Annotated in this window: 28 protein-coding genes and 2 pseudogenes; 10 read left to right on the top strand and 20 right to left on the bottom strand. The window is 67.3% G+C overall.

Annotated features, from left to right (window positions below):
• Nucleotides 1-307 precede the first annotated feature (307 nt).
• Both AC3WLZ_RS18345 and AC3WLZ_RS18340 read left to right on the top strand, forming a co-directional pair.
• The gene (locus tag AC3WLZ_RS18345) at nt 308-1,156 is read left to right on the top strand and encodes a hypothetical protein (RefSeq protein WP_260024158.1); all 849 of its coding nucleotides are present in this window, start codon (nt 308-310) and stop codon (nt 1,154-1,156) included.
• Nucleotides 1,153-1,842 (top strand): DUF3800 domain-containing protein, encoded by a 690-nt coding sequence (locus tag AC3WLZ_RS18340; protein WP_492471044.1) that lies wholly within the window; start codon nt 1,153-1,155, stop codon nt 1,840-1,842. The genes AC3WLZ_RS18345 and AC3WLZ_RS18340 overlap by 4 nt, the downstream gene beginning before the upstream one ends.
• A 139-nt stretch (nt 1,843-1,981) precedes the next feature.
• On the opposite strand, the gene AC3WLZ_RS18335 is transcribed toward AC3WLZ_RS18340, so the two are convergent.
• Entirely contained in the window at nt 1,982-2,227 is a 246-nt protein-coding gene (locus AC3WLZ_RS18335; protein WP_260024161.1) for a DUF2188 domain-containing protein, read from the bottom strand.
• A gap of 104 nt (nt 2,228-2,331) precedes the next feature.
• Here AC3WLZ_RS18335 and AC3WLZ_RS18330 point away from each other — a divergent pair, with 104 nt between their 5' ends.
• Genes AC3WLZ_RS18330 through AC3WLZ_RS18320 form a run of 3 tightly spaced genes read left to right on the top strand, consistent with a single transcriptional unit; the run spans nt 2,332 to nt 4,504 of the window.
• Nucleotides 2,332-3,606, top strand: coding sequence for a hypothetical protein (locus AC3WLZ_RS18330; protein WP_492471043.1), 1,275 nt, complete (start codon nt 2,332-2,334; stop codon nt 3,604-3,606).
• Nucleotides 3,607-3,644: 38 nt separating this feature from the next.
• Nucleotides 3,645-3,983, top strand: coding sequence for an antitoxin Xre/MbcA/ParS toxin-binding domain-containing protein (locus AC3WLZ_RS18325; protein ID WP_260024165.1), 339 nt, complete (start codon nt 3,645-3,647; stop codon nt 3,981-3,983).
• A gap of 2 nt (nt 3,984-3,985) precedes the next feature.
• Entirely contained in the window at nt 3,986-4,504 is a 519-nt protein-coding gene (locus tag AC3WLZ_RS18320; protein WP_492471042.1) for an RES family NAD+ phosphorylase, read from the top strand.
• 629 nt (nt 4,505-5,133) lie between these two features.
• Here the strand turns inward: AC3WLZ_RS18320 and AC3WLZ_RS18315 are convergent.
• The 5 genes from AC3WLZ_RS18315 to AC3WLZ_RS18295 are packed head-to-tail and all read right to left on the bottom strand — an operon-like array spanning nt 5,134 to nt 8,657.
• A complete protein-coding gene (locus AC3WLZ_RS18315) occupies nt 5,134-5,319 on the bottom strand; it encodes a hypothetical protein (protein WP_492471041.1) in 186 nt (61 codons plus the stop codon).
• Nucleotides 5,316-5,774, bottom strand: a complete 459-nt coding sequence (locus tag AC3WLZ_RS18310; RefSeq protein WP_492471040.1) for a hypothetical protein — start codon at nt 5,772-5,774, stop codon at nt 5,316-5,318. Before AC3WLZ_RS18310 ends, AC3WLZ_RS18315 begins: the two co-directional genes overlap by 4 nt.
• Nucleotides 5,771-6,616, bottom strand: coding sequence for a hypothetical protein (locus tag AC3WLZ_RS18305; RefSeq protein ID WP_492471039.1), 846 nt, complete (start codon nt 6,614-6,616; stop codon nt 5,771-5,773). Before AC3WLZ_RS18305 ends, AC3WLZ_RS18310 begins: the two co-directional genes overlap by 4 nt.
• Nucleotides 6,617-6,627: 11 nt before the next feature.
• Nucleotides 6,628-8,265: a relaxase/mobilization nuclease domain-containing protein gene (locus tag AC3WLZ_RS18300; protein WP_492471038.1), complete on the bottom strand. Its 1,638-nt coding sequence runs from the start codon at nt 8,263-8,265 to the stop codon at nt 6,628-6,630.
• On the bottom strand, nt 8,262-8,657 hold the full coding sequence (locus AC3WLZ_RS18295) for a plasmid mobilization protein (protein WP_492471037.1): 396 nt from the start codon (nt 8,655-8,657) through the stop codon (nt 8,262-8,264). The genes AC3WLZ_RS18300 and AC3WLZ_RS18295 overlap by 4 nt, the downstream gene beginning before the upstream one ends.
• 794 nt (nt 8,658-9,451) lie before the next feature.
• Between AC3WLZ_RS18295 and AC3WLZ_RS18290 the strand changes: the two genes are divergently transcribed.
• The 3 genes from AC3WLZ_RS18290 to AC3WLZ_RS18280 are packed head-to-tail and all read left to right on the top strand — an operon-like array spanning nt 9,452 to nt 10,104.
• Complete coding sequence (locus AC3WLZ_RS18290) at nt 9,452-9,697, top strand: glutaredoxin domain-containing protein (RefSeq protein ID WP_492471036.1); 246 nt, start codon at nt 9,452-9,454, stop codon at nt 9,695-9,697.
• Between the two features lie 3 nt (nt 9,698-9,700).
• Complete coding sequence (locus tag AC3WLZ_RS18285) at nt 9,701-9,907, top strand: hypothetical protein (protein ID WP_492471035.1); 207 nt, start codon at nt 9,701-9,703, stop codon at nt 9,905-9,907.
• Nucleotides 9,907-10,104: a helix-turn-helix domain-containing protein gene (locus AC3WLZ_RS18280; protein WP_492471034.1), complete on the top strand. Its 198-nt coding sequence runs from the start codon at nt 9,907-9,909 to the stop codon at nt 10,102-10,104. Before AC3WLZ_RS18285 ends, AC3WLZ_RS18280 begins: the two co-directional genes overlap by 1 nt.
• On the opposite strand, the gene AC3WLZ_RS18275 is transcribed toward AC3WLZ_RS18280, so the two are convergent.
• The 5 genes from AC3WLZ_RS18275 to AC3WLZ_RS18255 all read right to left on the bottom strand — a co-directional run bounded on the left by AC3WLZ_RS18275 (nt 10,085) and on the right by AC3WLZ_RS18255 (nt 13,705).
• A complete protein-coding gene (locus tag AC3WLZ_RS18275; RefSeq protein ID WP_492471033.1) occupies nt 10,085-10,786 on the bottom strand; it encodes an SOS response-associated peptidase in 702 nt (233 codons plus the stop codon). The two genes, AC3WLZ_RS18280 and AC3WLZ_RS18275, sit on opposite strands and share 20 nt — an antisense overlap.
• 6 nt (nt 10,787-10,792) lie before the next feature.
• The gene (locus AC3WLZ_RS18270; RefSeq protein WP_492469669.1) at nt 10,793-11,827 is read right to left on the bottom strand and encodes a site-specific integrase; all 1,035 of its coding nucleotides are present in this window, start codon (nt 11,825-11,827) and stop codon (nt 10,793-10,795) included.
• A 436-nt stretch (nt 11,828-12,263) separates the two neighbouring features.
• Nucleotides 12,264-12,611 carry a helix-turn-helix domain-containing protein gene (locus AC3WLZ_RS18265; protein WP_492469670.1) on the bottom strand — a complete coding sequence of 116 codons (348 nt, stop codon included), beginning with the start codon at nt 12,609-12,611 and terminating at the stop codon, nt 12,264-12,266.
• Nucleotides 12,595-12,894 carry a tyrosine-type recombinase/integrase gene (locus AC3WLZ_RS18260; protein WP_492471032.1) on the bottom strand — a complete coding sequence of 100 codons (300 nt, stop codon included), beginning with the start codon at nt 12,892-12,894 and terminating at the stop codon, nt 12,595-12,597. The genes AC3WLZ_RS18265 and AC3WLZ_RS18260 overlap by 17 nt, the downstream gene beginning before the upstream one ends.
• A complete protein-coding gene (locus tag AC3WLZ_RS18255) occupies nt 12,821-13,705 on the bottom strand; it encodes a site-specific integrase (RefSeq protein ID WP_492471031.1) in 885 nt (294 codons plus the stop codon). Before AC3WLZ_RS18255 ends, AC3WLZ_RS18260 begins: the two co-directional genes overlap by 74 nt.
• 65 nt (nt 13,706-13,770) lie before the next feature.
• On the opposite strand from AC3WLZ_RS18255, the gene AC3WLZ_RS18250 reads away from it, so the two are divergent.
• Nucleotides 13,771-13,953 carry a hypothetical protein gene (locus AC3WLZ_RS18250; RefSeq protein ID WP_492471030.1) on the top strand — a complete coding sequence of 61 codons (183 nt, stop codon included), beginning with the start codon at nt 13,771-13,773 and terminating at the stop codon, nt 13,951-13,953.
• An 8-nt stretch (nt 13,954-13,961) separates the two neighbouring features.
• On the opposite strand, the gene AC3WLZ_RS18245 is transcribed toward AC3WLZ_RS18250, so the two are convergent.
• The 7 genes and pseudogenes from AC3WLZ_RS18245 to AC3WLZ_RS18215 all read right to left on the bottom strand — a co-directional run bounded on the left by AC3WLZ_RS18245 (nt 13,962) and on the right by AC3WLZ_RS18215 (nt 19,534).
• Entirely contained in the window at nt 13,962-14,366 is a 405-nt protein-coding gene (locus AC3WLZ_RS18245) for a signal peptidase II (RefSeq protein WP_492471029.1), read from the bottom strand.
• A pseudogene (locus AC3WLZ_RS18240) lies at nt 14,363-16,176 on the bottom strand (heavy metal translocating P-type ATPase). The gene AC3WLZ_RS18245 and the pseudogene AC3WLZ_RS18240 overlap by 4 nt, the downstream one beginning before the upstream one ends.
• 89 nt (nt 16,177-16,265) lie before the next feature.
• On the bottom strand, nt 16,266-16,625 hold the full coding sequence (gene cmtR / locus AC3WLZ_RS18235; RefSeq protein WP_492469674.1) for a Cd(II)/Pb(II)-sensing metalloregulatory transcriptional regulator CmtR: 360 nt from the start codon (nt 16,623-16,625) through the stop codon (nt 16,266-16,268).
• A 139-nt stretch (nt 16,626-16,764) separates the two neighbouring features.
• Complete coding sequence (locus AC3WLZ_RS18230; RefSeq protein ID WP_492471028.1) at nt 16,765-17,379, bottom strand: recombinase family protein; 615 nt, start codon at nt 17,377-17,379, stop codon at nt 16,765-16,767.
• The gene (locus AC3WLZ_RS18225) at nt 17,376-18,197 is read right to left on the bottom strand and encodes a Fic/DOC family protein (protein WP_492471027.1); all 822 of its coding nucleotides are present in this window, start codon (nt 18,195-18,197) and stop codon (nt 17,376-17,378) included. Before AC3WLZ_RS18225 ends, AC3WLZ_RS18230 begins: the two co-directional genes overlap by 4 nt.
• Nucleotides 18,197-18,436 (bottom strand): antitoxin VbhA family protein, encoded by a 240-nt coding sequence (locus tag AC3WLZ_RS18220; protein WP_492471026.1) that lies wholly within the window; start codon nt 18,434-18,436, stop codon nt 18,197-18,199. Before AC3WLZ_RS18220 ends, AC3WLZ_RS18225 begins: the two co-directional genes overlap by 1 nt.
• Before the next feature lie 171 nt (nt 18,437-18,607).
• On the bottom strand, nt 18,608-19,534 hold the full coding sequence (locus AC3WLZ_RS18215) for an AAA family ATPase (RefSeq protein WP_492471025.1): 927 nt from the start codon (nt 19,532-19,534) through the stop codon (nt 18,608-18,610).
• Between the two features lie 243 nt (nt 19,535-19,777).
• Here AC3WLZ_RS18215 and AC3WLZ_RS18210 point away from each other — a divergent pair, with 243 nt between their 5' ends.
• A complete protein-coding gene (locus tag AC3WLZ_RS18210) occupies nt 19,778-20,542 on the top strand; it encodes an IS6-like element IS6100 family transposase (protein ID WP_001389365.1) in 765 nt (254 codons plus the stop codon).
• Nucleotides 20,543-20,604: 62 nt separating this feature from the next.
• Here the strand turns inward: AC3WLZ_RS18210 and AC3WLZ_RS18205 are convergent.
• Together AC3WLZ_RS18205 and solA are read right to left on the bottom strand one after the other, a co-directional pair.
• A pseudogene (locus AC3WLZ_RS18205) lies at nt 20,605-21,402 on the bottom strand (flavin monoamine oxidase family protein); the annotation flags it as partial.
• Nucleotides 21,403-21,501: 99 nt separating this feature from the next.
• Nucleotides 21,502-22,662, bottom strand: coding sequence for an N-methyl-L-tryptophan oxidase (gene solA, locus AC3WLZ_RS18200; RefSeq protein WP_079941043.1), 1,161 nt, complete (start codon nt 22,660-22,662; stop codon nt 21,502-21,504).
• Nucleotides 22,663-22,791: the final 129 nt, after the last annotated feature.

Raw genomic sequence — 22,791 nt, 5'->3', positions numbered from 1 at the left:
CGACGCTCCGCGCCCTTGACGCCGCCAGCGGAGGGGGCTGGATCATCAGCTATCGGGTGGGGCGAGGAGGTTCTGGATGCGAGAAGTGCCGCTGGTGTGATCCTCGGCGCGACTTGGTGATGGTGAGTTCCCCGCGCTGCATGCCGAGCCGCCGTGGGCGGGATCGGGGAAGGGTGACTCGCAGCGCGTCGCACGGGACATCGCATCGGAGCATCGCACGGCGAGTCGCATTATCTGGAGTCGCGCCGCAAGTGAGAGGACGCCGTTTCCGGGATCGCGATTTCAGCCCTATGGTTTGATCAGGGTCATGGATCTGGAATTGGCTTCCGCGTCGCCGGAAGATACGCGGGCCGAGTTCACTCGACTGTCGGCCCGCGGCTACACGCAGCTGCGGCACGTGCTGGTGCAGCTGCCTGACCGTGGCGGCCCGCGTGCTTCGACGCTCGCACGGATGCTTCACGAGCGCAAGCACCGCCCATTGTTGCTCTACATCATGCTGCTCACCTGCTGGCCGTGGCTCCAGGGCCGCCGCGACCCGCTGGAGGGCGCGGTGTGGATTCGCGCGCTCACCGCGAAGGGCGCGCCCACCTGGTCGCCGTCGACGCTCTCGCGGTCCTGGGCGGAGCTCGTCGACCTCGGCCTGGTGGACAAGGGCGACAAGCGCGAGGGCCGGCTGATCCGGCCTGTGCCGCGCCGCGAGGACGGCGGCGCCGACTACGAGCTCCCTGGCGGCCGCCGGGACCGGTGGAACGCCTACTTCTCCCTGCCCGACCAATTCTGGACGGAGGAGCTGTTCGCGAAGCTGTCGCTGCCGGCGCTGGTCATGCTGCTGCTGGTCGCGAAAGAGACCCAGGGCAAGGACGAGGTGTGGCTGACCTACGACAACGCCGAGGAATGGTATGGGATCAAGCCGAAGTCGGCGCAGAACGGGCTCACCGAACTGCAGAAGCTCGGGATCCTGCACCGCCGCGCGGAGGTCGTGAAGGCGCCGCTGGCCGCCCATGGCCGCACCGTGCGGATGTGGTACTCGCTGACCGGACCCTACGGGCACCAGTCACGTCAGGCGCTCCAGAACCGCGCCGCGAAGGAACGCAGAAAGCGACTCAAACGCGACGCCCGCGCCACGGCAGTTCGCCCGAAGAAGGAACAGCAATGACCATCTCCCGCATGCTCTACGTCGACGACTCCGGCGCCGTCGACCACGGGCTCATCGTGTACGGCTGGATCGAGGTCGCCCCCGAGCGGTGGCGGCACGGCCTGCGCACCATCCTGGAGCTGCGCAAGCAGCTGTACCGGGACCACCACGTGCCGCCGGCGGTGGAGCTGCACGCGACCAAGTTCGTCAACGGGCGCACCCGCATCTCGACCAGCTCCGGGGCGGACACCGCGGAGTGGAAGACGCTGGGCCGCGCGGTCGCGGTTCAGTGCCTCGAGACACTGGCCGCGTGCCCGGACATCCGGGTCGGCGCGGTCTGGCGGGGCACCGCGGCGACCGAGCGCACGTACTACGAGGAGCGTGGCCAGGTGTATCAGACGCTCATCGAGGGGTGGAACGCGGAGCATCGCGCTGCGGACAGCTACGCCTTCGTCAGCATGGACGGCAACGGCGACGATCCGACTTACTTCAACGCGCACCGGTCGTTGTCGCTGGACACGAGGCATCTGATCGAGGACCCGATGATGCACGACTCCCGGCGGTCGCAGTGGGTGCAGATGGCCGACCTGGTGGCCTACAGCGCGTTCACGCACCTGAACCGCCACTCGGGCAACGAGTTCGGGTGGACCTGGTACGAGGACTACCTGCTCGGCAAGGACGTCAACGGCGGCCCGAAGCGGGTCTAGCGGTTAAACAGCAAGACCCGCTTATCCACGTGTGTGGGGCGGGTCCGCTCATCTAGTATCCGCCACCCCGCGGCCGTCCGCAAGGCAGTACGGTTCCGCTGTCAGAGAAGCTGACCATCTTTCCGGCGCCCACCCCGAGCTAGTGCCGGGTGTCCTTGCGCGGGGACTCGTTCCCGGGCTTCACGGTGTCGGCGTCGCGGATGACGCCTTTGGGGGTGTGGATATAGACCTGGCCGCCGCCAGCGTCCGAGGTCTGCTTCTTAGCAATGCGTTCGGCCGCTCCCTGGGTGGGGGCAGTGGCGGTGGGGCGGCTCGCGCCCGGTTTGGTGACCTTCCACCCATTGCCGGAGTTGGGCGAGACGTCTCGACGGTTGTTGTTCGGCATGATGCCTCCTTCTTCCTTTCGCCCGAGTTTATCAAGGTGCTAATCAAAATGTTCATTGATTCGTGCACGGCGGTGCTAATCTTGTCGAGAGGAGGTTGATCGAGATGGTGACTGCTGTGACGCCCCGGAAGCTGCGACCCGCGCCGGAGCCGTTGGGGAACTTCATCCGTCCGGGCTACAACGACCACACGGTGATCGCGCAGGCGCTAGCCGAGGGGCGGGGGAGTGGTACCGGTCTGGTGATCAACCCGCTGCACGCTGATCGGCAATTGCCGCTTGTCGGGCACGCTCGTGCCGCCGGAGTAGAGACGATCTTGGACAGCAAGAGCCTGGAGTTGTCCGCACCAGGCGGCTACGCGATGCATGGCGTGCCCGACCTCCCGTGGGCGGCCGCGGACGGGATGCATTCGCCGCTGAGCCTGTCCGGAGCGGAAGGCGGGCGACTGGTGCGGAGCCTGTCCGAGTACGCGGCGGAGGCGCAAGTGAGCGCCATCCTCGCGCCGACGCATTTTCTCAGCGCGGCGGAGTCGCCGTGGTGGACCATCGACGCGTCATTGACGCGGCGCTTGCGGCAGAACCTCAATGAGCTCGAGATGACGAGTGCGCTGATCTACTACCCGGTGATGGTGCGCACCTCGACGCTGATGAACCCGATGGTCATGGCGCAGCTCCTCGAGCACCTCCGGCTCCTCCCGATCGACGGAGTATGGCTGCGGCTGCACCCGTTCGGGACAACCAAGAGCGGCCCGCTCGTGCTCAAGCGATACCTCCAGCTATGCCGGCAGCTGCATGCTCTCGGCATCCCGGTCGTCGCTGAGCACAGCGGCAGCGTCGGCGTAGCACTCCTCGCCTTCGGTGCGGTCGGCGGGATCGAATCGGGCGTGACGTTCACCGACACGGTGAACCTCGACGGAGTGCTGCGGCCCCCGAAGCCGGATGCGCGCTCGTTCGCACCGGCGCCGCGGGTGTACCTGCACCAGTTGGGCGCGTTCGTTGAAACAGACAAGGCGCGGGAGCTCATGGGCAAACGAGGCATGAAAGCGCTGCACGGCTGCCAGGACAGCACGTGTTGTCCCCGCGGCTGGGTGGACATGGTCACTAACCCCCGCCAGCACTTCCTCCGACAGCGCGCCCGCGAGGTCGCTCAGCTGTCCTCGATGCCGTCGTCGCTACGCCCCGGTTACTACATGGAGAATTTTCTACGCCCCGCCTCCGACCGGGCGATGCGCGCCGCAGAGCTCGAGCCGTCACTGGCCTCGGTACGCAGGCGCCTCGACTCCTGGCGCGGCACCTTGGGTGCCGACCTGGAGCAGCATTCCGAGTTCACGATCAGCGCCCCGGCCGCCGGCCGCCGGCTGCGTGTACGCCCCAGCGCCTGAACCACAATGGAAGGAATAACGAGAGAAGAGAGCACACCATGGCAAGCGCAGTAGCGGCGCGCCTGGATTCCATCAAGGCGAACGCCGGAGTTCAAAGCAAGGAGATCGCTCAGCTGCTGGACACCACCCCGCAGACGATCTCGCGATGGCAGCAAGGAAAAGTCGATCCGCACTCGGGCAAGCTGCAGCAGCTGCTCACCCTCGAATGGCTCACCGACCAGCTCAGCGAGTTCTACGACCCCGAGGAAGCCCGACTGTGGCTATTCAGCCGACACCGACTGCTCGGCGGCCAATCGCCAGCTGACCGGATACAGGCCGGCGGTGCCGAGGACGTCCTCGCACTGCTGGACCAGTTGCGAGACGGAGCATTCGTCTAACCATGCCGACCTACGACCGCGCCTTCCTCACCGCCTTGGAGGAACTACCGACGAGGGAATGGCGCGGTCGCGTCTGGCGGCACATGTTCAACGAATACGCCCCAGAACGCATCAACACCGGCGGTGCCCGATGGAACCCGCCGGGCGTGGGCGCCATTTACGCCGCGCTCGAACGCGAGACCGCCATCGCGGAGGGCGACCACATGATTCATGTGCAGCCGCGGCGGATCTTCCGGCGTCGCGTGCTGTACGAACTGGCAGTCGAGGTAGACCAGGTCGTCGACCTCACAGACCCTGCGTCACTCGCATCCGTCGGCTTGACGATGGCCGACATCGCCTCCGATGACTTCACCGCATGCCAACGCATCGGAGGCGCGATCGCGTGGCTCGGCCATGGAGGCATCCTCGTACCCAGCGCGCGACGTGACGGAGACAACATGGTGATTCTCATCGGCCCGGGCGGAGACGCCGAAATTGAGCGGGTATCACAAGAGATCCTGTTCGACGACCCTGACCTTTGAACCGAATACCAGGCGTCGACAACCTCCGCAGCGTGAAAGAGCCACCGGAGTTAGGATCTCGTACCACCGATAATCAACGTTATGTCAGCTTACGTTGACACAGGTTCTCCTCTATCGACACCGGAGCCCGTAGCGACGCCTTTAAATAGTCAGCCGGCACTGCTCGCGACGTCGAGGGCGACCCTTCATCGATGTCTCCTCGTTGGCAGCGTCGCCTGCTCGGCCGGTGAGAGTTCGTACCGGCTGGCAGCCACCGGCTGCGTCGAGCTCGCCAATGAGTACACTGTCTCGTTCTTGCAGACACCGAGTAAGAGATCGTCTGAATGAGAGGGCAGCAGATAGAAGATCGTGAGTTGCCGGACGCGAACACCCGGTAACTCTTCCCCTGCAGCACCAGAACCAGAAGGTCCAGCTGGAGCCGTCAGCGAACGCGCCGCGTGACAGGACGATAGAAGGTATCACGGCCGTGGGATTCGCCCTATCGGTGTTGCGGATGAGTGGGTTCAGCGGTGGACGGTGGCTTTGCCGAGCATGCGGCATCCTCAGCGTCAACTATGCACGCGTTCAGCGCGCGCGGCTGATGCCGCGAAGCGGCCGCCATTCGGGTGTCCGCCGAGGACAGGCGCTACTCAGCCCTTCCGGGTGGCGGTCGCACTGCCCGTGTTGCGCTTGTTCTCCGTCACGGTGGTGTTGGGGTGACGGGCGGCCGCCGACGAGGAAACGAACCGGCCGGCAGCCAGGTCGCGCTTGAGCCGAGCCCGCAGCTCGCGGGCGGCGGTGCGCGCCTCTTCGCTGTAGACGTTGGTCATCGTCACTCAACACCTTCTGGTTCGGTCGGCGCCGGAGGGTCGACTATCTCGGATATCTCAATCGCCATTCTCGCATCCTCGGCGGTGGCGAGGCTAGGGATCACCAGGGCGTCGAGGACTTTCGACCCGACGACGGATGTGTCGGGGTCGATCGCCTTCTCGGTGGCCCAGGTGAACCGGTCCCACCATTGCGACCGTTGCTCCGCGAGTTGACGCTGCTTGCGGTCCTTCGCGGAGTTGCGCCAGGCGATCCCGCCGGCGATTGCCGCGGCGAAGAACGCCGCGGTGCCGCCGAAGCCGGGCGAGAGGAGGTAGGTCGCCCACCATTGCCCGTCCGGGACGGGCGGCGGGATGGAGCGGCCTATGACGATGCCGGCGACCGCGGCGCCGGCCACGATCAGCCACCACCACCACGGCGGCCGCCGCGGCGACGGGGTGTAGTCGGCGGGTTCGGGTGTCACCGGGACAGGCCGCCCCGGTCGCGTTGCTGTGTCACGCCGGCGCGGGACTTCCGCGGCCGCGGGGATCGGCCGGTGGGCGTGGTGACCGCCTCGCGGGGGTGCTTCGCGTTGCCAGTGTCGGCCAGCACGCGGCCGCGGATGTCCTGCTCGCTGGCGGTGCCCTCCAGCGTCCGTGCGAACGCCTCACGGCGCTCTGCGCTGTCGTAGGCCACGGTACTGTCTTCGCGCGCCTGACGGGCCTCCTGGGCGGCGTTAGCGGCGTCTCTGTCCGCCTGCGCTGCGGTGTCCGGGTCGCCCGCCTCCCAGGCGCGGGCGCGGTCCTCGTCCGCGTAGCGGTCGCGTCCCTCGGCGGTCGCGAGGAGGAGCTGGCTGGCGGTCAGGTCCTCGCCGGCGCGACGTCGTTCCTCGCGCGCCTGTGTGCGATCGCGTTCGGCCTGGCGCAGCGTTTCGGCCACGACGGCGGGATCGGCGCCGGGACGGTCGACGTCGACGCCGTAGCGGTCCCGGACCTCCCGGCGGATGGTGTCGTGGGCGGCCGCGGCGGTGTCGTCGTGGTCGCGCCACGCGGTGGCCGTCTCGTGCACGGCGGCGATGTCCTCCACGCTGGCCCGGTTCCACCACTCGGGCTGGTTCACCACGGCGAGCTGCGCGCGTGCGGCGCCGCGTTCGGCGTCGAAGCGGGCTTGCAGCTCGCGGGCTTCCTGTCGGGCGTCGGCTTCGCGCTGACGGGCCAGCTGCTCCCGCAGTCGGGAGATGCGCTCTCCGAACTGCGATGCGACGGTCAGGGCGATGCGCAGCGAGTCGTCGAACGTCTCGCCTACGCCGTCTGTTTCTTCCGCCATGATCGTGCTCCCTACTCTCTGCCGTGGCCGTCACGATCGCGTGACGCGTCGGACGTGGTCCGCTTGCGCGGGGTGATCGGGTTTGGCAGCGGCGACCTGGTGCCGGGCGCGGCGAGCCCGCGCTGTGCGCGGCGCACCGCTTCCTCCTCCGGGGTCAACGACGCCGCCGACGCCGCATCCTTCGTCGGCACGGCGGGGAGCCGTTCCTGGATCGCGGCGAGCTTGTCGCGCAGCGACTGGCTCATCTGCTCGGCACGGCGGGCGTCTCCGGCGGCCTGGTGCGCGTCCAGGACTGCGACCGACAACCGGCCGAGCTGGCGGAACAGGATCGCCTCGGCCGCGGGGCCGCGGCCCGCGGTCGCGGCTTGCAGGAGCATCATCGCCGCGCCGGATGCGGAGCCCATCCGCACCGGCTTCGGGGCCGACTGGTGCGCTCGGATGTGGGCGCTGCGCGAGAGCTCGCGGGCGGTGTCTGCCAGCGGTCCGGGGGTCGTCTCGACCCGCTGGGACCACGCCGCGAACGCGCCCGCCGTCTCGCGGGCAACGTGCGCCCACGTCGCCCAATCCTCCGGGGGGACGTCCCGCAGCTGCGCGCGCAGCGCGCCGAGCTCGCGGGTGTACTGCTCCCACAGCTCCGGGTCGGGTGTGGCCTCTTCCCGGCCTGGCGCGACGGGCCGGTACTGCCACGGGTTCTTGCTCGTGGCGCGCCACTCGTCGACGGCGGCCTGCGCCGTCTGTGGGCTGTCCGGCCACCCCTCCCGAAGCCGCGGGAGGGTCAAGTCGCGGGCCAGCCGGCCCCCGCCGAACCACACCGGCCGCTCCTGCCCACTCGGGCGCAGTGCGACGGAGTAGCCGGCGACGACGTCATCCCGGCCGGCCGCGTAGCGGGGGCGGATGAGGACCCCGCCGCGGCGCAGCCGGCGCACGAACTCGCCTTCGTCCAGCGACGCGATCGCCGCGGCGCGAACGGTCCGCTCGAGGCGGTGCGCGTCGACCTCGACCGCGCCCTGCCGTTCTGCGCGGGCGCGCTCGGCGGGCTTCACGCCCCGCTCGCCCATACCCCGCTGGCGGGACTCCAGCGGGGTCAGGCCGTGCTCGCGCTCCAGGTCGCGGCACACCTCCTGGGCGCGCTTGAAGTCGTTGTGCGTGGCCGCCTTGGTGCCGTCCTCGCGGACGAGTGACACGGCGATGTGCACGTGATCGTTGCCGTTCGTCGACAGGCCGTGACGCACAGCCACCCACCGGCATGGAGCCTTCCCGGACTCCTCGGTGAAGCCCATCCGGTCCACAAACTGCTGCGCGATCGTGCCCCACTGCTCGTCGCTGAGCTGGCCTTCGTCGGCGTGCAGGGACAGCGAGCAATGCCACACGTCCGCGGCCACCCGGTCGCTGTGCAGCTCCCCTGTCTGCGGATCTTCGACCCGCACCTGCCGGGTGACCTCGACCGCGTACGCCAGGCGCGGGGTGTCGAGCGCGAGGCCGATGTCGCGGGCCGCGGCCTGGTCGAGCACGGCGTACCCGTGGCGGGCCATGATCGCGTGATCGCCGGCGACAAGATGCTGCTCCGTGTGCTCGTTGGCGCGTCCCTCCCCGGCGAGGTAGCTCATAAGTCCGACGATGCGCGAGCCGCGCGTGATGTTCGGAATCATGCGCCCGCCAACAGGCGGATCGTCTCGTCGATCCGCGCGCTCAGCCCGCGGTATTCCGCGACCACCGCCTCGGCCTCCTCGGGGAACCGGCCCTCGGTATTCGCGTACCGAGCGAGCTGGTTCACGTTGTTCGCCACGGTGCCCAAGGTGCGGGACAGCGCGAACAGTTCCGCGATCGTCTGCTTGCGTTCCGTGCTCGTCTCGACGTGCGCGTTCAGACCCGCCTCGACGAGGAACCGGGGCACGGTCACACCGGCCACCACGGCGCGGGCGCGCAGCTGCGCGTCCTCGTCCGCGTTCGTCTTCACGACGTACCGGCCGGCGTCCCTCGGCGTGGCCGAGTTCGCGCGCCGCTGACGACCGAACAAGCGTCGCTCGCTCTGCTCCGCCATGTCGTCACCGTCCCTTCGGCCCAGCGCAGCGAACCCGCCTCATGGCGGGGACCATACGACCAGTTTGCCGCCGGGATCGACCGACGTCCAGATTTAGGTTACCTAAATCTATAGCTTGCTCTGCCAGCGGCTTCGCCCCGAGTCGGGCGTTAGTGCACCGAGGGCGATCCCGCTAGGGGCCATTCTCTCTCCGGCTGGCGGAGTCGGCCACGGCTACTCTGAGTCGCATGAGCGACACGAATCTCAACCCCGAAGAGGCCGCCCAACGGGCGCGGCAGTTGATCGAGGCGGACGTGAATGCCCGCGTGGATGCGGTGCGTCAGGTGGTCGCCGCCAGCAATGACGCGGACGACGCGGAGCGCCGATTCAAGGACGCGACCGCGGCACACGAGCGCGCATGGCGATCCGCGCTTGACGCCGGATGGTCGGAGAAGGATCTGCGCGCGACGGGCGCGCGCGCTCCTGGCCAGACGAGCCGTCCCCGGCGTCCTCGTACGACTGGAGCTCGTTCCTCAACCGCTGCGGCTTCTGCTCCTTCTGAGGGGTAGCCTTCGGCTCTCTTTCTCTCAACGGCCCCCGTCACGCTGCGCGCTGACGGGGGCCGTTGAGTGGGCAACGTTCGTTGCCTTTCGGCCTGTGGATGATACGCGCCGTGTTCGCTGCGGCAAGGGCTTTCGCGGCATATCCTCCCTCGCTGCGCTCAGTCCGGTAATCCACGGTCCCTTGCCTCCACGCCCCCAACGCTGTGATTCGGCTTGTGCCGAAAGGCAATGAGGTTGAGAAGGAGAAGTGCCATGAACGATGAACCGCTGACCGTGTACTCCAAGCCCGGCTGTGTGCAGTGCACGGCGACGCTGCGGGCGCTCGACAACGCCGGTATCAGTTACCGGGTGATCGACCTGACAGGCGACCCGGTCGCACTGGAGCGCGTCAAGGGATTCGGCTTCGCCCAGGCTCCCGTGGTCGAGGGCGCCGGCGACCCGTGGGCGGGTTTCCGTCCCGACCGGATCGACGAGCTGGTCAAGTCGAGGGTGGCGTGAGCGATGGCAACGACCGTGAGCTTCGCGACGGTGCAGACCACGTTCCCGAGCCGCGACAAGGACCACTATCGGCTGGCGCAGAAGGTCGGGGAACGCGACCAACAGCTGCACGACTATGGCCGGCACGGCTACCGGCTGGCGAACACGGTGACGGTCACCGGCGCCGAGTTCGTGACGGTGATCGACACGCTCACGAGGGAGAACGACTGATGCTGCACGACCACTCCCCCGAGCCCCTGTTGCTGACGCCGGATGAGGCGGCGGCGATCCTCGATCGCGACCTGTCGGAACTGCGACGGTGGCGTGCTCAGAACATCGGCCCCCGGTTCCACGACCTCGGCCGTGGACTGATCCGGTACGCCCGAGACTCGGTGATCGAGGAGGCGGCTACGACGTCGGCTCGATGAGAGACGAGTCGGCGGGGTCGACCGTGCGGGAGTTGTTCACCCGCCGGTCGACCTCGTACGTGCGCATGGTCGAGGCGATCGCGGAGGAGGCGTGCTCGAGCTCGTCGAGCAGCTCGGCGCGGTGCGCCTTCGACGCGGTAGCGTCGCCGTCGACTGTCAGCGACACCGGGCTCAGCCACTCGTCCCACAGGTCCGGGGTGAGGAACGCCGGCATCCTGTCATGCACCTCGCCGCTGGCGTCGCGGGCCTCGCGTGTGACGACGACGAACACGCGGCGCCTCTCCCCTGCAACCTCCATCGTCCACGTCAGCCCGGCAGCGGCGAGCAGCTCGTCGCTGCGGATGAAGTGTGGTTGCTTGTCGCCCTTCGGGCCGGTCCACTCGTAGTAGCCGAGCATCGGAACGATGCACCGCGCGTTCGAGAACGCGCCCACCCAGAAACCGGTCGGCAGCTTCTCCATCCGGGCGTTGATGATCGGCGCCCCGGCAGGTCGGCTGGGCGGCTTCGGCCAGTCCCAGCGCGCCAGGGTCACCTCGCGGTTCACCGCGCCGTCCTCGCCGGCCCAATCCCGGACGATCGGGGCATCCGACGTCGGGGCGACCGAATACGACGGCCTCCAGTCCTGCGGGCGGCCACCCTGCGCGACGAACTCTTCGATGAGCTCGTTCGTCTTTACTGGCAATCAGCATTATTCGTTCGCGTCGAGATCCCTCTCATGCCTTCTCAGCTCGGGATACGCTCCCCAGCCGGCTCCGGTGTTCGCTGAGTGGCGTATGGCTGTATTGACGGTGACTCCGGTGATATCCGCGACGATGCTCGCCGGGAGCACCTGTACGAGGTGATCGAGTCTGGCCCGTTTGATGATCCGAGCGCGGAGTCCATGCTTGTTCAGGTTGAATCGGACGCTGGCTTCGCTCAGGTGCTGCTCCGGCATCACACCTTCGAAGAGCCAACCGGGCGACACCCCGACGTATGGTCGCTGGCCGCGTGTCATGTCGAGGTGCTCCCTGAGGAGATCGGCGATCGGAGGCGGCAGAATGACCGGGGTCGTCCCGAACTGAACCTTGACGTACCCTTCGGTGACCTGGACGTCTTCGCGTCTCAGCCGAACAGAGTCTCTGATCGGCTGGGCGAACACAAGAAGAAACAGCCCGATGATCCGACTCGACATCGGGGTGGATTTGTCCTGGAGGAGGATGTCGACTTTCTCCCAGAGGGCTTCCTCATCGATGGTGGCGGGCGAGGCTGTCGACGGGGACCGGGGCACGTCGATGCGCGTGGTGATTCGGTGTCGGGCTGCCCAGTTGAGGAATCTCCCGATGGTGCGGTTGGGATCGTGGTGCGCAAGGTAGCGGTCGACCGTCACTTGCTCGAGTGTGGGCAGATCGAGGTCGTGCTCGTCAAGCCAGGCGAGGAAGGCTGCGATCTTGTGGAGTTCCGAGCTGTGGACGTTGGCCATTCCGACGCTGATTGGCCGGCCAAGTGACCGCCTGCGCAGTTTCCGCAGCGTCTCCCAGTTGAAGAACCTGGTGACGAAGAGGGCCTGTTCGGCGGGCAGGGTGTCGATGAATGCCCGGCTCCGGATCTCGAGGTCGTTGAGTCGGACATCGATGGCGGGCAGGGTGCCGGCAGCGATCAGCATTCGCCGGAAGTACCGGACGCGCGTCGACTGCGGGAGCTCGTTGATTGCCGCGTGGCCGATGGGCTTCTCGCCGTGAGCCATGGCTCGGAGTGTGCGTTCGATGGGTTCGCGGCGGAGCCACCGAACCGCCGAACGCGGGTCCCTGGCGCTGAGCAGGTGGTCGCGGAGCGGGCAAGCGCCGAGTGCACACGGCCAGTCGAATCTGCAAGGACGTCATCGAGACGATCCTCGAGACGGCAGCGCCCACAGTGCGAGCCGGTCAGGTACTCCTCACTCCCGCACCTGGCACATCCGAACCGTGACGGAACACCCGCGCACGCAGCGCACACGATCTCGCCGTCGTGTGACCGGAACGCCAGGACCTTCATCTGGGTGCACGCCGGGCAGGGTGCGGCGTTCCGACGCAGACGCGAATAGCAGGCGTTGCAGATGCGCTGCTCGAGGATCTCGTACCTGGCCTCGACGTCGCGACCGCACGAGTCGCAACGCCGCTTCCATCCAGGGCTCGCGCTCTCGCTCACTCCGTGGGACGGTGCAGTTTCGCGGGGATCGGGCGGAGGGCACCGATAGAAGGTCCGTTGCTGCGGGCTTCGCCGACGGCGCGAGGTGCGCGCGCTGCAGCGACAGGGGCCACCTCGATGAGGTCGTTGGGTGTGCAGTCGAGGATGCGGCAGAGCGCGGCGAGTACCTCGATGTTGAGCCTTTCGGGCGTCTTCGTCACAAGGCGATAGATCTGCTCGCGGGACAGGTGCACACCCTGCTCCCGAAGCGGGTCGATGAGGTCGGTCGTATGGAACATCCCCGCGACGGCCATGACCTGCCGCAACTGCCAGGTGATCGGACTGTGGTCAGAGGTTGTCGGCATCGTTTCCTTCATAGATTCGGGCGAGAGCTCGGGTCACCATGCGGGTCTTATAGTCGTCGCCGAGCGAGGTGTAGATCGCGGTGGTGGACGCATAAGCGTGGCCGACCTGATCCTGGACAAACTTCTCCGAGTAGCCCCACTCGATCAGGTTGGTGACGTAGGTATGGCGCAGCGCGTGCACGCTGAGCTCCGGAGGGAGACCCAGTTGATCACGGAGGGCTGCGAACCTCATGTCGATGTAGCGGAGACTCACCCGACTGCCGCGTTCGGTCGGCCAGAGCATGCCGGTCCCGTCCGTGAAGCGAGGGCGTGCGTGATCCACCCACTGTGCGAGACCTTGGGTGACCCATCCCAGCTCGGGCACGGTCAGCACCGAACGTCGGCGCGGCCCGGAGCCACGCGAGCCCTTGCAGCAGGCCCTCGGCGGCGCCAGGCCGGCCAGGGAAGACGAGGTGCGCCATTGGGCGCCTGTCCGCAACGTCGAGACCGACCGCCTCGGCACGGCGCAGACCATAGGCGTAGATCGTCTTGAATATCTGCGCGTCCCGAAGCGCAGCCAGCGCGCCCTTCCGCCCCTGGTCGAGAATGGACTCAACCCGCGAGTCTGCAGCCGCGAAGAACTGCTCGAGTTCGTCATAGGTGAGCGCCCGGCGCTGCGCCCGCCCTTCGTAGTCGACGAGGTGTGCGGTGGTGTTCCATTCATGGCAAATCTGCTGCGGTGCCCGGCCGAACCGGCGTTCGCACTCGGCCGCCCACTCGTAGCGCCCGTCGCAGAGATACTCACAGAAGAGCCGGATGATCATCTGAAACGCGCGGATGGTCGATCGCGCTGCAGGACGAGCTCCCGACTTCGCATGCGTGGTGTAGTCCTCGACATCACCGACCGACCACTCCCACGGATATCGCCCCGTGAAGGCCTCGAAGCGGCGAATCGTAAGGAGCCTGCCTTGGATCGTCGAAGCCACAAGGCCCCGACTGGACTGCTGATCCCTCCAGCCGGCGAGCATGGCGTCATAAACGAAGTGCTTCTCGTCCAGCGGGCGCACGTTCCCGAGCAACCGAAGCGCGGTCGCGCCGCCATGTTCAGAACTCATGCAGCCAGTATTGCATTGGATACATCATTGATGCATCCAGCTTCGCTAGATGCAGTCACTCCGACATGTTCGGGCGTCTACCCAAGCAGTTAATTCTCTGGCTGGGTCGCTTCCCCATCGCCCGAGATTGCGCTGATGAGGAGCAGGCCGAGCATGGCGACCCCGGCGACGACGAGGATGTCTGCGACATTCCCGACGAAAAGGTCACCATAGGCGATGAAGTCCGTAACGTGTCCCTGCCCGAATGAGGGGAGGTTTACGAGCCGGTCGATGAGTTACCTACCGCGCCGCCGAGAATCAGCCCCAGTGCAAGGCCCCACCTGACACCCCGCAACCGCACGGCGAACACGATCGTCGCCGCTGCGGCGATGACACCGACAACAGAGAAGATCCAGGTAGCTCCGGAACCGAGGGAGAACGCGGCTCCGGGATTGTAGATCAGCGACAGGCCCAGCAGTTCGCCCACCAGCGGGGTGCGTTCGCCCGGCTGGAGGTTGGACGCCGCGACTGCCTTCGTGCCTTGGTCAAGCACCACACCGAGCCCGGCGACGGCCAGGGCAACGCCGAGCGCGCGCCGGGACGTTCCTCCGGTAGCTGATGACGTTGTGTCGCGCTCTGCACTTGCCTCCTCGCTGCGCATCGCAGCATCGGAAGCCGTCACGAGACTGCCTTCCGGGTGCGAGCGGCGCGGAGGCCATTGAGGATCACGATGACCTCGGCGATCTCGTGGACCAGGACCACAGCGGCGAGGCCGAGGACGCCGAACAGCGCGAGCGGGAGCAGCGCGGTGATGATCAGCAACGACAGCACGATGTTCTGGTTGATGATGCGGCGTCCGCGGCGAGCATGGTCGAACGCACGCGGAAGCAGGCGGAGGTCGTGGCCGGTGAACGCGACGTCGGCGGACTCGATCGCGGCGTCGGAGCCGGTCGCGCCCATCGCGATGCCGATGTCGGCGGCGGCAAGGGCCGGAGCGTCGTTGATGCCATCGCCGATCATCGCCACAGGAGCGGTGCGGGACAGCTCTCCGATCGCGGCCGCCTTGTCCTCGGGGCGGAGCTCGGCACGCACGTCCTCGATCCCCGCCTGCGCGGCGAGGGCCCGCGCGGTGCGGGCGTTGTCGCCGGTGAGCATGGTCACACCGATGCGGTCACCGGCCAGCGTGCGGACGACTTCCGGGACCTCAGGGCGCAGCTCATCGCGCACCCCGATGGCACCGGCTGGCTTACCGTCGCGGTGCACGATCACCACGGTCATGCCCTGCTCCTCGAGGGTGGCGACCTGGTCGCCGGGAGGCCGCCGACGTCGAGCCAGCGGGGACTGCCGACGGTGATCCTGGTGCCGTCGACAGTGCCCTCGATGCCGTGTCCGGCCTGCTCGGTCACCGCGGCGGCCGCAGGCGCGCGCGGGAGCCGCCGCGGCAATCGCGGCGGGGGGTGGGTGCTGTGCTGTTCGAGCGCGGCGGCCCAGTCCAGAAGTTGGTTCTCGGTAACGCCGTCGGCCGTGAGGATCGCTGTGACCTCGGGCTGGTTGCGGGTGAGGGTGCCGGTCTTGTCGACGGCGACGTGGCGGATCCCGCCGAAGCGCTCGAAGACCGCACCGGACTTGATGATCACACCGAACTTGCTGGCCGCGCCGATCGCGGCGACCACGGTGAGTGGCACTGAGATCGCCAGCGCACAGGGCGATGCGGCCACGAGTACGACGAGGGCGCGGGTGATCCACAGCTCTGGGTCACCGAACAGCGAACCGATGAGGGCGACCAGCGCGGCGAGGATCAGCACTCCCGGCACCAGCGGGCGGGCGATCCGGTCGGCGAGGCGGGCCCGGTCGCCCTTCTCGGCCTGCGCCTGCTCGACGAGCTCGACGATAGTGGTCAGTGAGTTGTCAGTGCCCGCCGCCGTAGCCTCGACCTCGAGCGCCCCGGCCGTGTTGATCGCGCCGGCGGACACCGCGTCGCCGGACTCGACCTCGACCGGGATCGACTCACCGGTGATCGCTGAGGTATCCAGGCTGGAGCGCCCAGATCGCACGACGCCGTCCGTGGCGATCCGCTCCCCCGGGCGGACTAGCATGATCTGCCCGACCGCGAGGTCCTTCGCCGCGATCTCCGTCTGCCTTCCGTCGATGAGCACCGTCGCGGTCTCGGGGACCAGCTTCAGCAGAGCCCGCAGACCGCCGCGGGCGCGGTCCATCGCCTTGTCCTCCAGCGCCTCGGCGATCGAGTAGAGGAACGCCAGAGCGGCGGCCTCCTCGACGTAACCAAGGATGACCGCGCCGATCGCGCTGATCGTCATCAGCAGCCCGATGCCGAGCTTGCCCTTGAACAGCTTCCGGATCGCGCCAGGCGTGAACGTCGACGCACCCAGCAGCAGACCGATCCAGAACAGCACCAGCGCCGGGATCTCCGCGCCGGACCATTCGCAGATCAGGCCCGCGACAAAAGCGACACCGGAGAAGACCGGGACCATAATCCCGCGGTCCGTCCACCACGGCCCGTCGTGGTCGTCGTCGTCATCGTTCAGATCGACCCCTTCGACCTGGGACTTCGTCCCCGCGCTCATGCCTTCGCCTCGGCCCCGCAGCAGCCAGGCACGGTGCACGAGGCATCCACGCACGGGGCGCTCTCATCCACGGCCAGCGTCACGTCGACCAGTGCAGTGAGCGCGGCGGCGAGGTGCGGGTCGGCAATCTCGTAACGGGTCTGCCGCCCCTCGGGCTCAGCGACCACGATGCCGCAGTCCCGCAGGCAGGTCAGGTGGTTGGACACGTTCGAACGGGTCAGCTCCAACTCCCGCGACAGCACGGCCGGATAGCTCGGACCTTCGAGCAGGGTCATCAGAATGCGAGAGCGGGACGGGTCGGCCATGGCACGGCCGAGCCGGTTCACGACATCGAGGCGAGAAGCAATAGTCAGCATGCACTGATCATACAGTCGTCGCTGACGATTCCCTAGGGTGTCGTGAGGCTGCCCTGTTGCATCAGGTGATTAATGCTCAGAACCTTGTTCATCGCGAAGCGCCCGCACATGGCCCCGAGCGTAGTCGCGGCGGCGCACGTCAACGGTGCGCGCTGAGATCCTTCGGCGTGGATGCGGCCACCTGGTCAGCGTCGTACTTCGCGAGGGCCCGCGTGACGCTCGAGGCGCCGACACCAAGCGTGCGGGCGATCTTGGACACGCTGTCGCCGTTGTCGCGCATGTTGACGGCGGCGGCGATTCGCTCGGGGGTCATCACGGAGGGGCGGCCGCCGACGCGGCCCTCGCTGCGGGCGTGGGCAAGGCCGCGGCGGGTGTTCTCCCGGATGGTGGAGACGCGCAGCTGGGCGAGCACGGCAATGATCCCGACAATGGCCTCACCCATCGGCGTGGACGTGTCGACGTCGAGGAACGGTTCGGTCAGGCTGCGAAGCCGGACGCCGCGGCCGGCAAGCTCACGGATCACCTCGATAGCCATGACCTCGCTGCCGGCGACACGATCCAGGGCGCGGATCACGAGCGTGTCGCCCTCGCGGAGGTAGTCCAGGCAGGCGAGCCACTGCGGGCGGTCTGCGACGCGGCTGGATTCGCCGTGGTCGACGAACACGCGGCTGGCGCCGGCGGCGCGCAGCTCCGCGTCCTGCGCGGCGGGGTTCTGTTCGCGGGTGGACACCCGCGCGTATCCGACGACGTTCACTCTCTGCCCTGCCCTCTCTCCGATCGCTGTCCGTATTCGCTACGTCGCCGCGACGGGGCAGCCGGCTCCTGGCCCGGGCCGGAGCGGCCGATATCGGTCGCCGGCCTCGGGTAGCTCGCCCGATACAGCGCCTGGAACCGCGCAGCGTCCGCCGGCGTCGACGAGACGGCCGCGGACCTGTCGACGGTGATCGCGGCGAACACGGGCAGCAGCGACGCCGGCTGTGGGTCGTGGTCGAACAGGTCAGGTCCGGACCACTTGGACGCCTCGTTCCACTCGGCCGGGCTCACCCGGCCGTAGTCGAGGGCGAACCGGGACCGCTCCGCGACGTGATCCATGAACACCTTGGACGTGCGGCCGTTGCCCTCCCGGAACGGGTGCGCTTGGTTGAGGTAGGCGAACACGGTCGCCGCCCGCTCCGTGAACTCGTCTCGGCCGAGGCGATCCCACGGGGTGCGGTCGACGAGTCCGTGCACGTCTTTGAGGTAGCGGCCTATCTCTCCCCCGGCGACGTCCGCGAAGCCGCGTGGGGTGCCCTTGAAGATGTTGACCGTGCGGTACTCCCCCGCCCACTCGTAGACGTCCTGGAACAGGTGCCGGTGGATCGCACGCACGTGCACGGCATCGTAGGTACGCGCCAGCTGCACCTCGCCGCTCATCAGCTCACGTTGCCGGTCAGCCGACCGGCTGTACTCCTTCGCCGCGAGCACGGCCCTGTCCCGCTCCCCCAACAGATTCCGAAGCGTGCCCTGCTTGGTGGCCGGATCGAATGTCTCGGGGTAGAAGTACGACTCCCACAACTCGTCCGGGGTCGGCATCAGCTGGCGACGGCGGTCACCTTGCGACGACGCTCCGCGGCCGCGTCGGAGCGCCGCAGGTACTCATCCCGGTCGATCGCGCCCCTGGCGCGGTCGGTCAGGTTCTCCACGTCCTCCCGGTTCGGCTCCCAGCCCTCGTGCCACGCGGACGCGAGAGACTGCACCACACCGCGGCGCTGCGCCTCATCGAGCTGGGTGAACAGCTCGGGCCAGCGGGTCTCGACGTCGAACGTCTGCATGGTGGCTCCCCTCTCGCGGGATCGTCTCACTAGTCTACCCGATCCACCGAAAACGGTATAGAGGCCATTTCGGTGAGAAATGGTTTCGGTGAGCAGTTTCGGTGAATCGTTCCTCGGCGTGTCGAAGATGCCTGTGAATTGCAGCGATAGATGTCGCGGTTGTCGCGTCGTTCAGTGTCCGATGAGGAGGGCTTCCTGGGCGGCGTCGACGGCCTCGGGCGTGAGGTGGGTGTGCCCGTTGATGTCAAGAACACGTCGGATCTGAGTGACGAGGCGATCGGCGAGGCGGAAGTTCCCGTTCGTGGCGCGCACGATCGCGGCGAGGGCGGCGGTGTGAGCGAGCCCTGAATCACCGGGGTCTGGTGCGGGGAGGCGTTGTGTGACGACGGCGGTGAGTTCGTCACTGCGGAGAGGACGGTATTCGTGGGCGAAGCCGATGCGGCTGTAGAGCTGGGGGTAGCGCGCGAGGCGTTTTTCAATGCCGGGCATGCCGATGAGGATGACGCCCATGTGGTGGCGGTCGTAGAAATCGCGGACTTGTTCGAGGCCGACGGTTTTGAGCCGATCGGCTTCGTCGATGATAAGCAGCTCTGTGTTCCCGCTGTGTTGGGATTCGGGATGGACGTAGGGGTCGACGTGACCGTACCGGGCATAATCAATGGCCCACGAGACTTGTTGGCACGCGCGGGGCAGGCCCTGGTCGATCTGCTTGATGGTGGCGGCGACGGTGGGGGTGAAGAACGCCGTTCGACTCTGCTGGACGCCCTCGGGGACGGGAGGGAGCAGGCCACCGTTTCGGGCGAGCGGGTACCACTGTTCCCAGTCGTCGGTGCCGGCGTAGTGGCGGGCGGAGAGAGTCTTGCCGATGCCGGGCGGACCGTAGCAGAGGCCGATGTAGCGGTGTGAGCGTACGGTGTCGGCGAACTCCACGAACCGTCGGTGCTCTCGGGTGCTGACGAACGCGGGGCGGGTGTCGGTGTGTGGTGGGGGCGCCTGGGTGAATTCGTCGAAGGTGCCGTTGAGGAACCGTCGCCCGTCGTCGTCCGCGCCGACGAGGACGGACACCGGCTTTCCGACGGTCGGTTCAGTCGCTGGCATAGGTCCTCAGCCCGTGTCTCTTCGATTGCGGGGCTGGCGCGTCGGGCTCGGAGGGAGAGTGAGGCGCGGCCGCGGGTCGGTGCCGAGTGTCTTCCGGCAGTGAGCTGGCGACGCTGCTGAGGGAGCGAAGTTGTTGCTTCAGCGCCCGACGCCGGGTGTTCCTCGCGCTCTGCAGGTCGGCGGGCTCTGTTGCAAAAATCGTGAAGCTTGAGCATGCTTGGCGGAGATTGGACGGACGGAACGATGACGGATTTCAAGTGGCGCCATTTCCAGGGTGATGTGATCCTGTGGGCGGTGCGCTGGTATTGTCGCTATCCGATCAGCTATCGCGACCTTGAGGAAATGCTGGCGGAACGCGGCATTTCGGTCGACCATACGACGATCTATCGCTGGGTCCAGTGCTACGCCCCGGAGATGGAGAAGCGGCTGCGCTGGTTCTGGCGGCGTGGCTTTGATCCGAGCTGGCGCCTGGATGAAACCTACGTCAAGGTGCGGGGCAAGTGGACCTACCTGTACCGGGCAGTCGACAAGCGGGGCGACACGATCGATTTCTACCTGTCGCCGACCCGCAGCGCCAAGGCAGCGAAGCGGTTCCTGGGCAAGGCCCTGCGAGGCCTGAAGCACTGGGAAAAGCCTGCCACGCTCAATACCGACAAAGCGCCGAGCTATGGTGCAGCGATCACCGAATTGAAGCGCGAAGGAAAGCTGGACCGGGAGACGGCCCACCGGCAGGTGAAGTATCTCAATAACGTGATCGAGGCCGATCACGGAAAGCTCAAGATACTGATCAAGCCGGTGCGCGGTTTCAAATCGATCCCCACGGCCTATGCCACGATCAAGGGATTCGAAGTCATGCGAGCCCTGCGCAAAGGACAGGCTCGCCCCTGGTGCCTGCAGCCCGGCATCAGGGGCGAGGTGCGCCTTGTGGAGAGAGCTTTTGGCATTGGGCCCTCGGCGCTGACGGAGGCCATGGGCATGCTCAACCACCATTTCGCAGCAGCCGCCTGATCGGCGCAGAGCGACAGCCTACCTCTGACTGCCGCCAATCTTTGCAACAGAGCCACCGCGAGGATCGCGTGGCGGGCGCTCACGCGGAGGTGGTCGGTGATCGCGGTGACCGTGGCGGGGGCGCCTTCGGCGGTGTCCTCCCAGTGCAATTCGCGCACCGGGTTGTCGAGGAAGACATTTTCGGAGCCGAGTTCTTCGGCAATGCGGATGGAGACGCTCTGCATGCCGCCGACGACGCGCTTGTCGAGGAGGATGTCTTCGTCCACGAGGTTCTCGAACGACCCGGCCGAGGCGCCGAAGAAGATAGCCTGCAGCAGGGAGAACGAGTGCTTTGGCTTGGTGAGCATCGCCCCCGAGATGAAGTTGCCGATGATGAGGCGCGCCTCGGCGTCGTCGCTCTGGGCGCGCAGCCAGGCGTCGAAGGTGATCTCGTCGTACTCGGCGGCGCGGGGGTGCTCCCACGGGGCGGCTGGGTCGACTTCGAGGGAGAGTCGGGTGAGTTCTGCGCGGAGCTTGCGCATTTCCTCGAGGGTCTCCGGCTTGACGGGGAAGTCGCCGGTGAAACGGTGGCGGTTGCCCTCCTTGTCGATGAACACCGAATCGCCGTCGCGGTGGCGCTGGAAGAGTTCGAGTCCGAGTTCCGCCGCGAGATCCTGGATCGCGGTTTGTTCGGGCGCGATCCACTGGCCGCCGATCTCGAGGAAGGAGCCGTCGATCGTGTCCGACCATGTGCGGCCGCCGACGCGGTCGCGCGCTTCGAGCACGGCGACTGTCTTCCCGGTTTGGCTCAGGCGCCGCGCCGCGGTGAGTCCCGCGGGACCGGCGCCGATGATGACGACGTCGCGAGTGATTTCCTGCATGGTGCTTCTCCTTCTCAAGGGGTTCTCATGAATATGGCGAACTGTGCTCCCGGCGCGTGCGCGATGCGCAGCGGCAGGAGCCCCGGTCCGCCCGTGTGGTCAGTGGTCGAGCGCGCGGTAGTGAGCGGCGAGGCTGAACCGGCCGGGGTCGTAGAGTTCGCTGGCGCCTGCGTGGATCAGGTCAGCGGCGATACGGCCGAGGGCGGGCGCGAACTTGAAGCCCCGTCCCGACAGCCCGGACACGACGACGCGGCTGCCGTCGGGCGAGGCGTCGATAATCGGGGTGAGATCGGCCGTGTAGCTGTCCGGGTGGATGCTGTGGCGCACCGGCTCCGGGTGCAGGCCCGGAAAGTACCAGGTCGCCAGCTCGGAGGTCTGCGCGAGCTCAGTCCGGGTGTGCTCACGCTGCAGCTGCGCGACGTCGTCGACGAGCGGCCAGTCCGGGAACGCGGCACGGCTGATCTTCACGGCGTAGCCTTCGAGGCTCGGGGCGCCGAACAGGTGGGTGGTTCCGCGGTCCCGCACGAAGACGGGGAACCGCTCGGGAAGGAACTGGTCTACGCGTTTCGGCATGAACCACGTGAGCGGCACACTCTTCACCTTCGTGAACGTCTTCAACTCAGGGAGGATCTGCTGGCTCCAGGGGCCGGCGGCGATGACAACCTTCTCGGCGAGAATGTCGCCGCGGGTGGTGCTCACTAGGTGCCTCCCGTGCTGCTCGTCGATGCCGAGCACCCGAGTGTCGTCCCAGATCTCGGCACCTCCGCGCTCGGCGAGTGATGCTGCGGTGAGAATGGCGCGCTCGGGGCGCAGGCCGCCGCCGCCGAGATCGAGGATCGCCTCGTCGCCATCGTCAAAGTCGTGCTGCGGGAACCTACGTCGCAGCTCGCGTCCCACCAGATGCTCGTGGGGGAGGACGAAGCGCTCGGCGGCCTCGAGGGTTCCAGCGATCTTCGGAGAAGCGCCGGGGGCGATCGTGAGCGCTCCGACCTGCAAGTAGATGCTCTGCCCCGATTCTCGCTCGAGTTCTCGCCACAGCTGCTGCGCCCGGACGAGCAACGGAGTATAGTGCTCGCCCTCGTAGGCTGCGGTGCGGAACAGGCGGGACTCCCCGGCGTACGCGCCGTACGCGTGCGCGACGCCGTACTGCTCGATGCCGATGATGCGTCCGGGCACCAGCTTCGACAGCTGCCAGGCGGCCATGGCACCCACGGTGCCCATCCCGATGACGGCGACGGACGCCTGCTCAGTGCTGGACATCGATTCTCCTCGTGCGGCACGGCACCGTGCAGCCGTTGTGAAATTAGCTGGTGACCTCAGTGTTCCAGCTCCGGGGAACGAATCGAAGAGTCCCTCGATACCAGTTCTCACTAGATTCATGCGCTATTA

The organism is Microbacterium sp. FW305-3-2-15-F-LB2 (genome assembly GCF_058787255.1).
The sequence above is the reverse complement of the archived record's forward strand: the minus strand, read 5'-3'. Positions and strand labels throughout refer to the sequence as shown.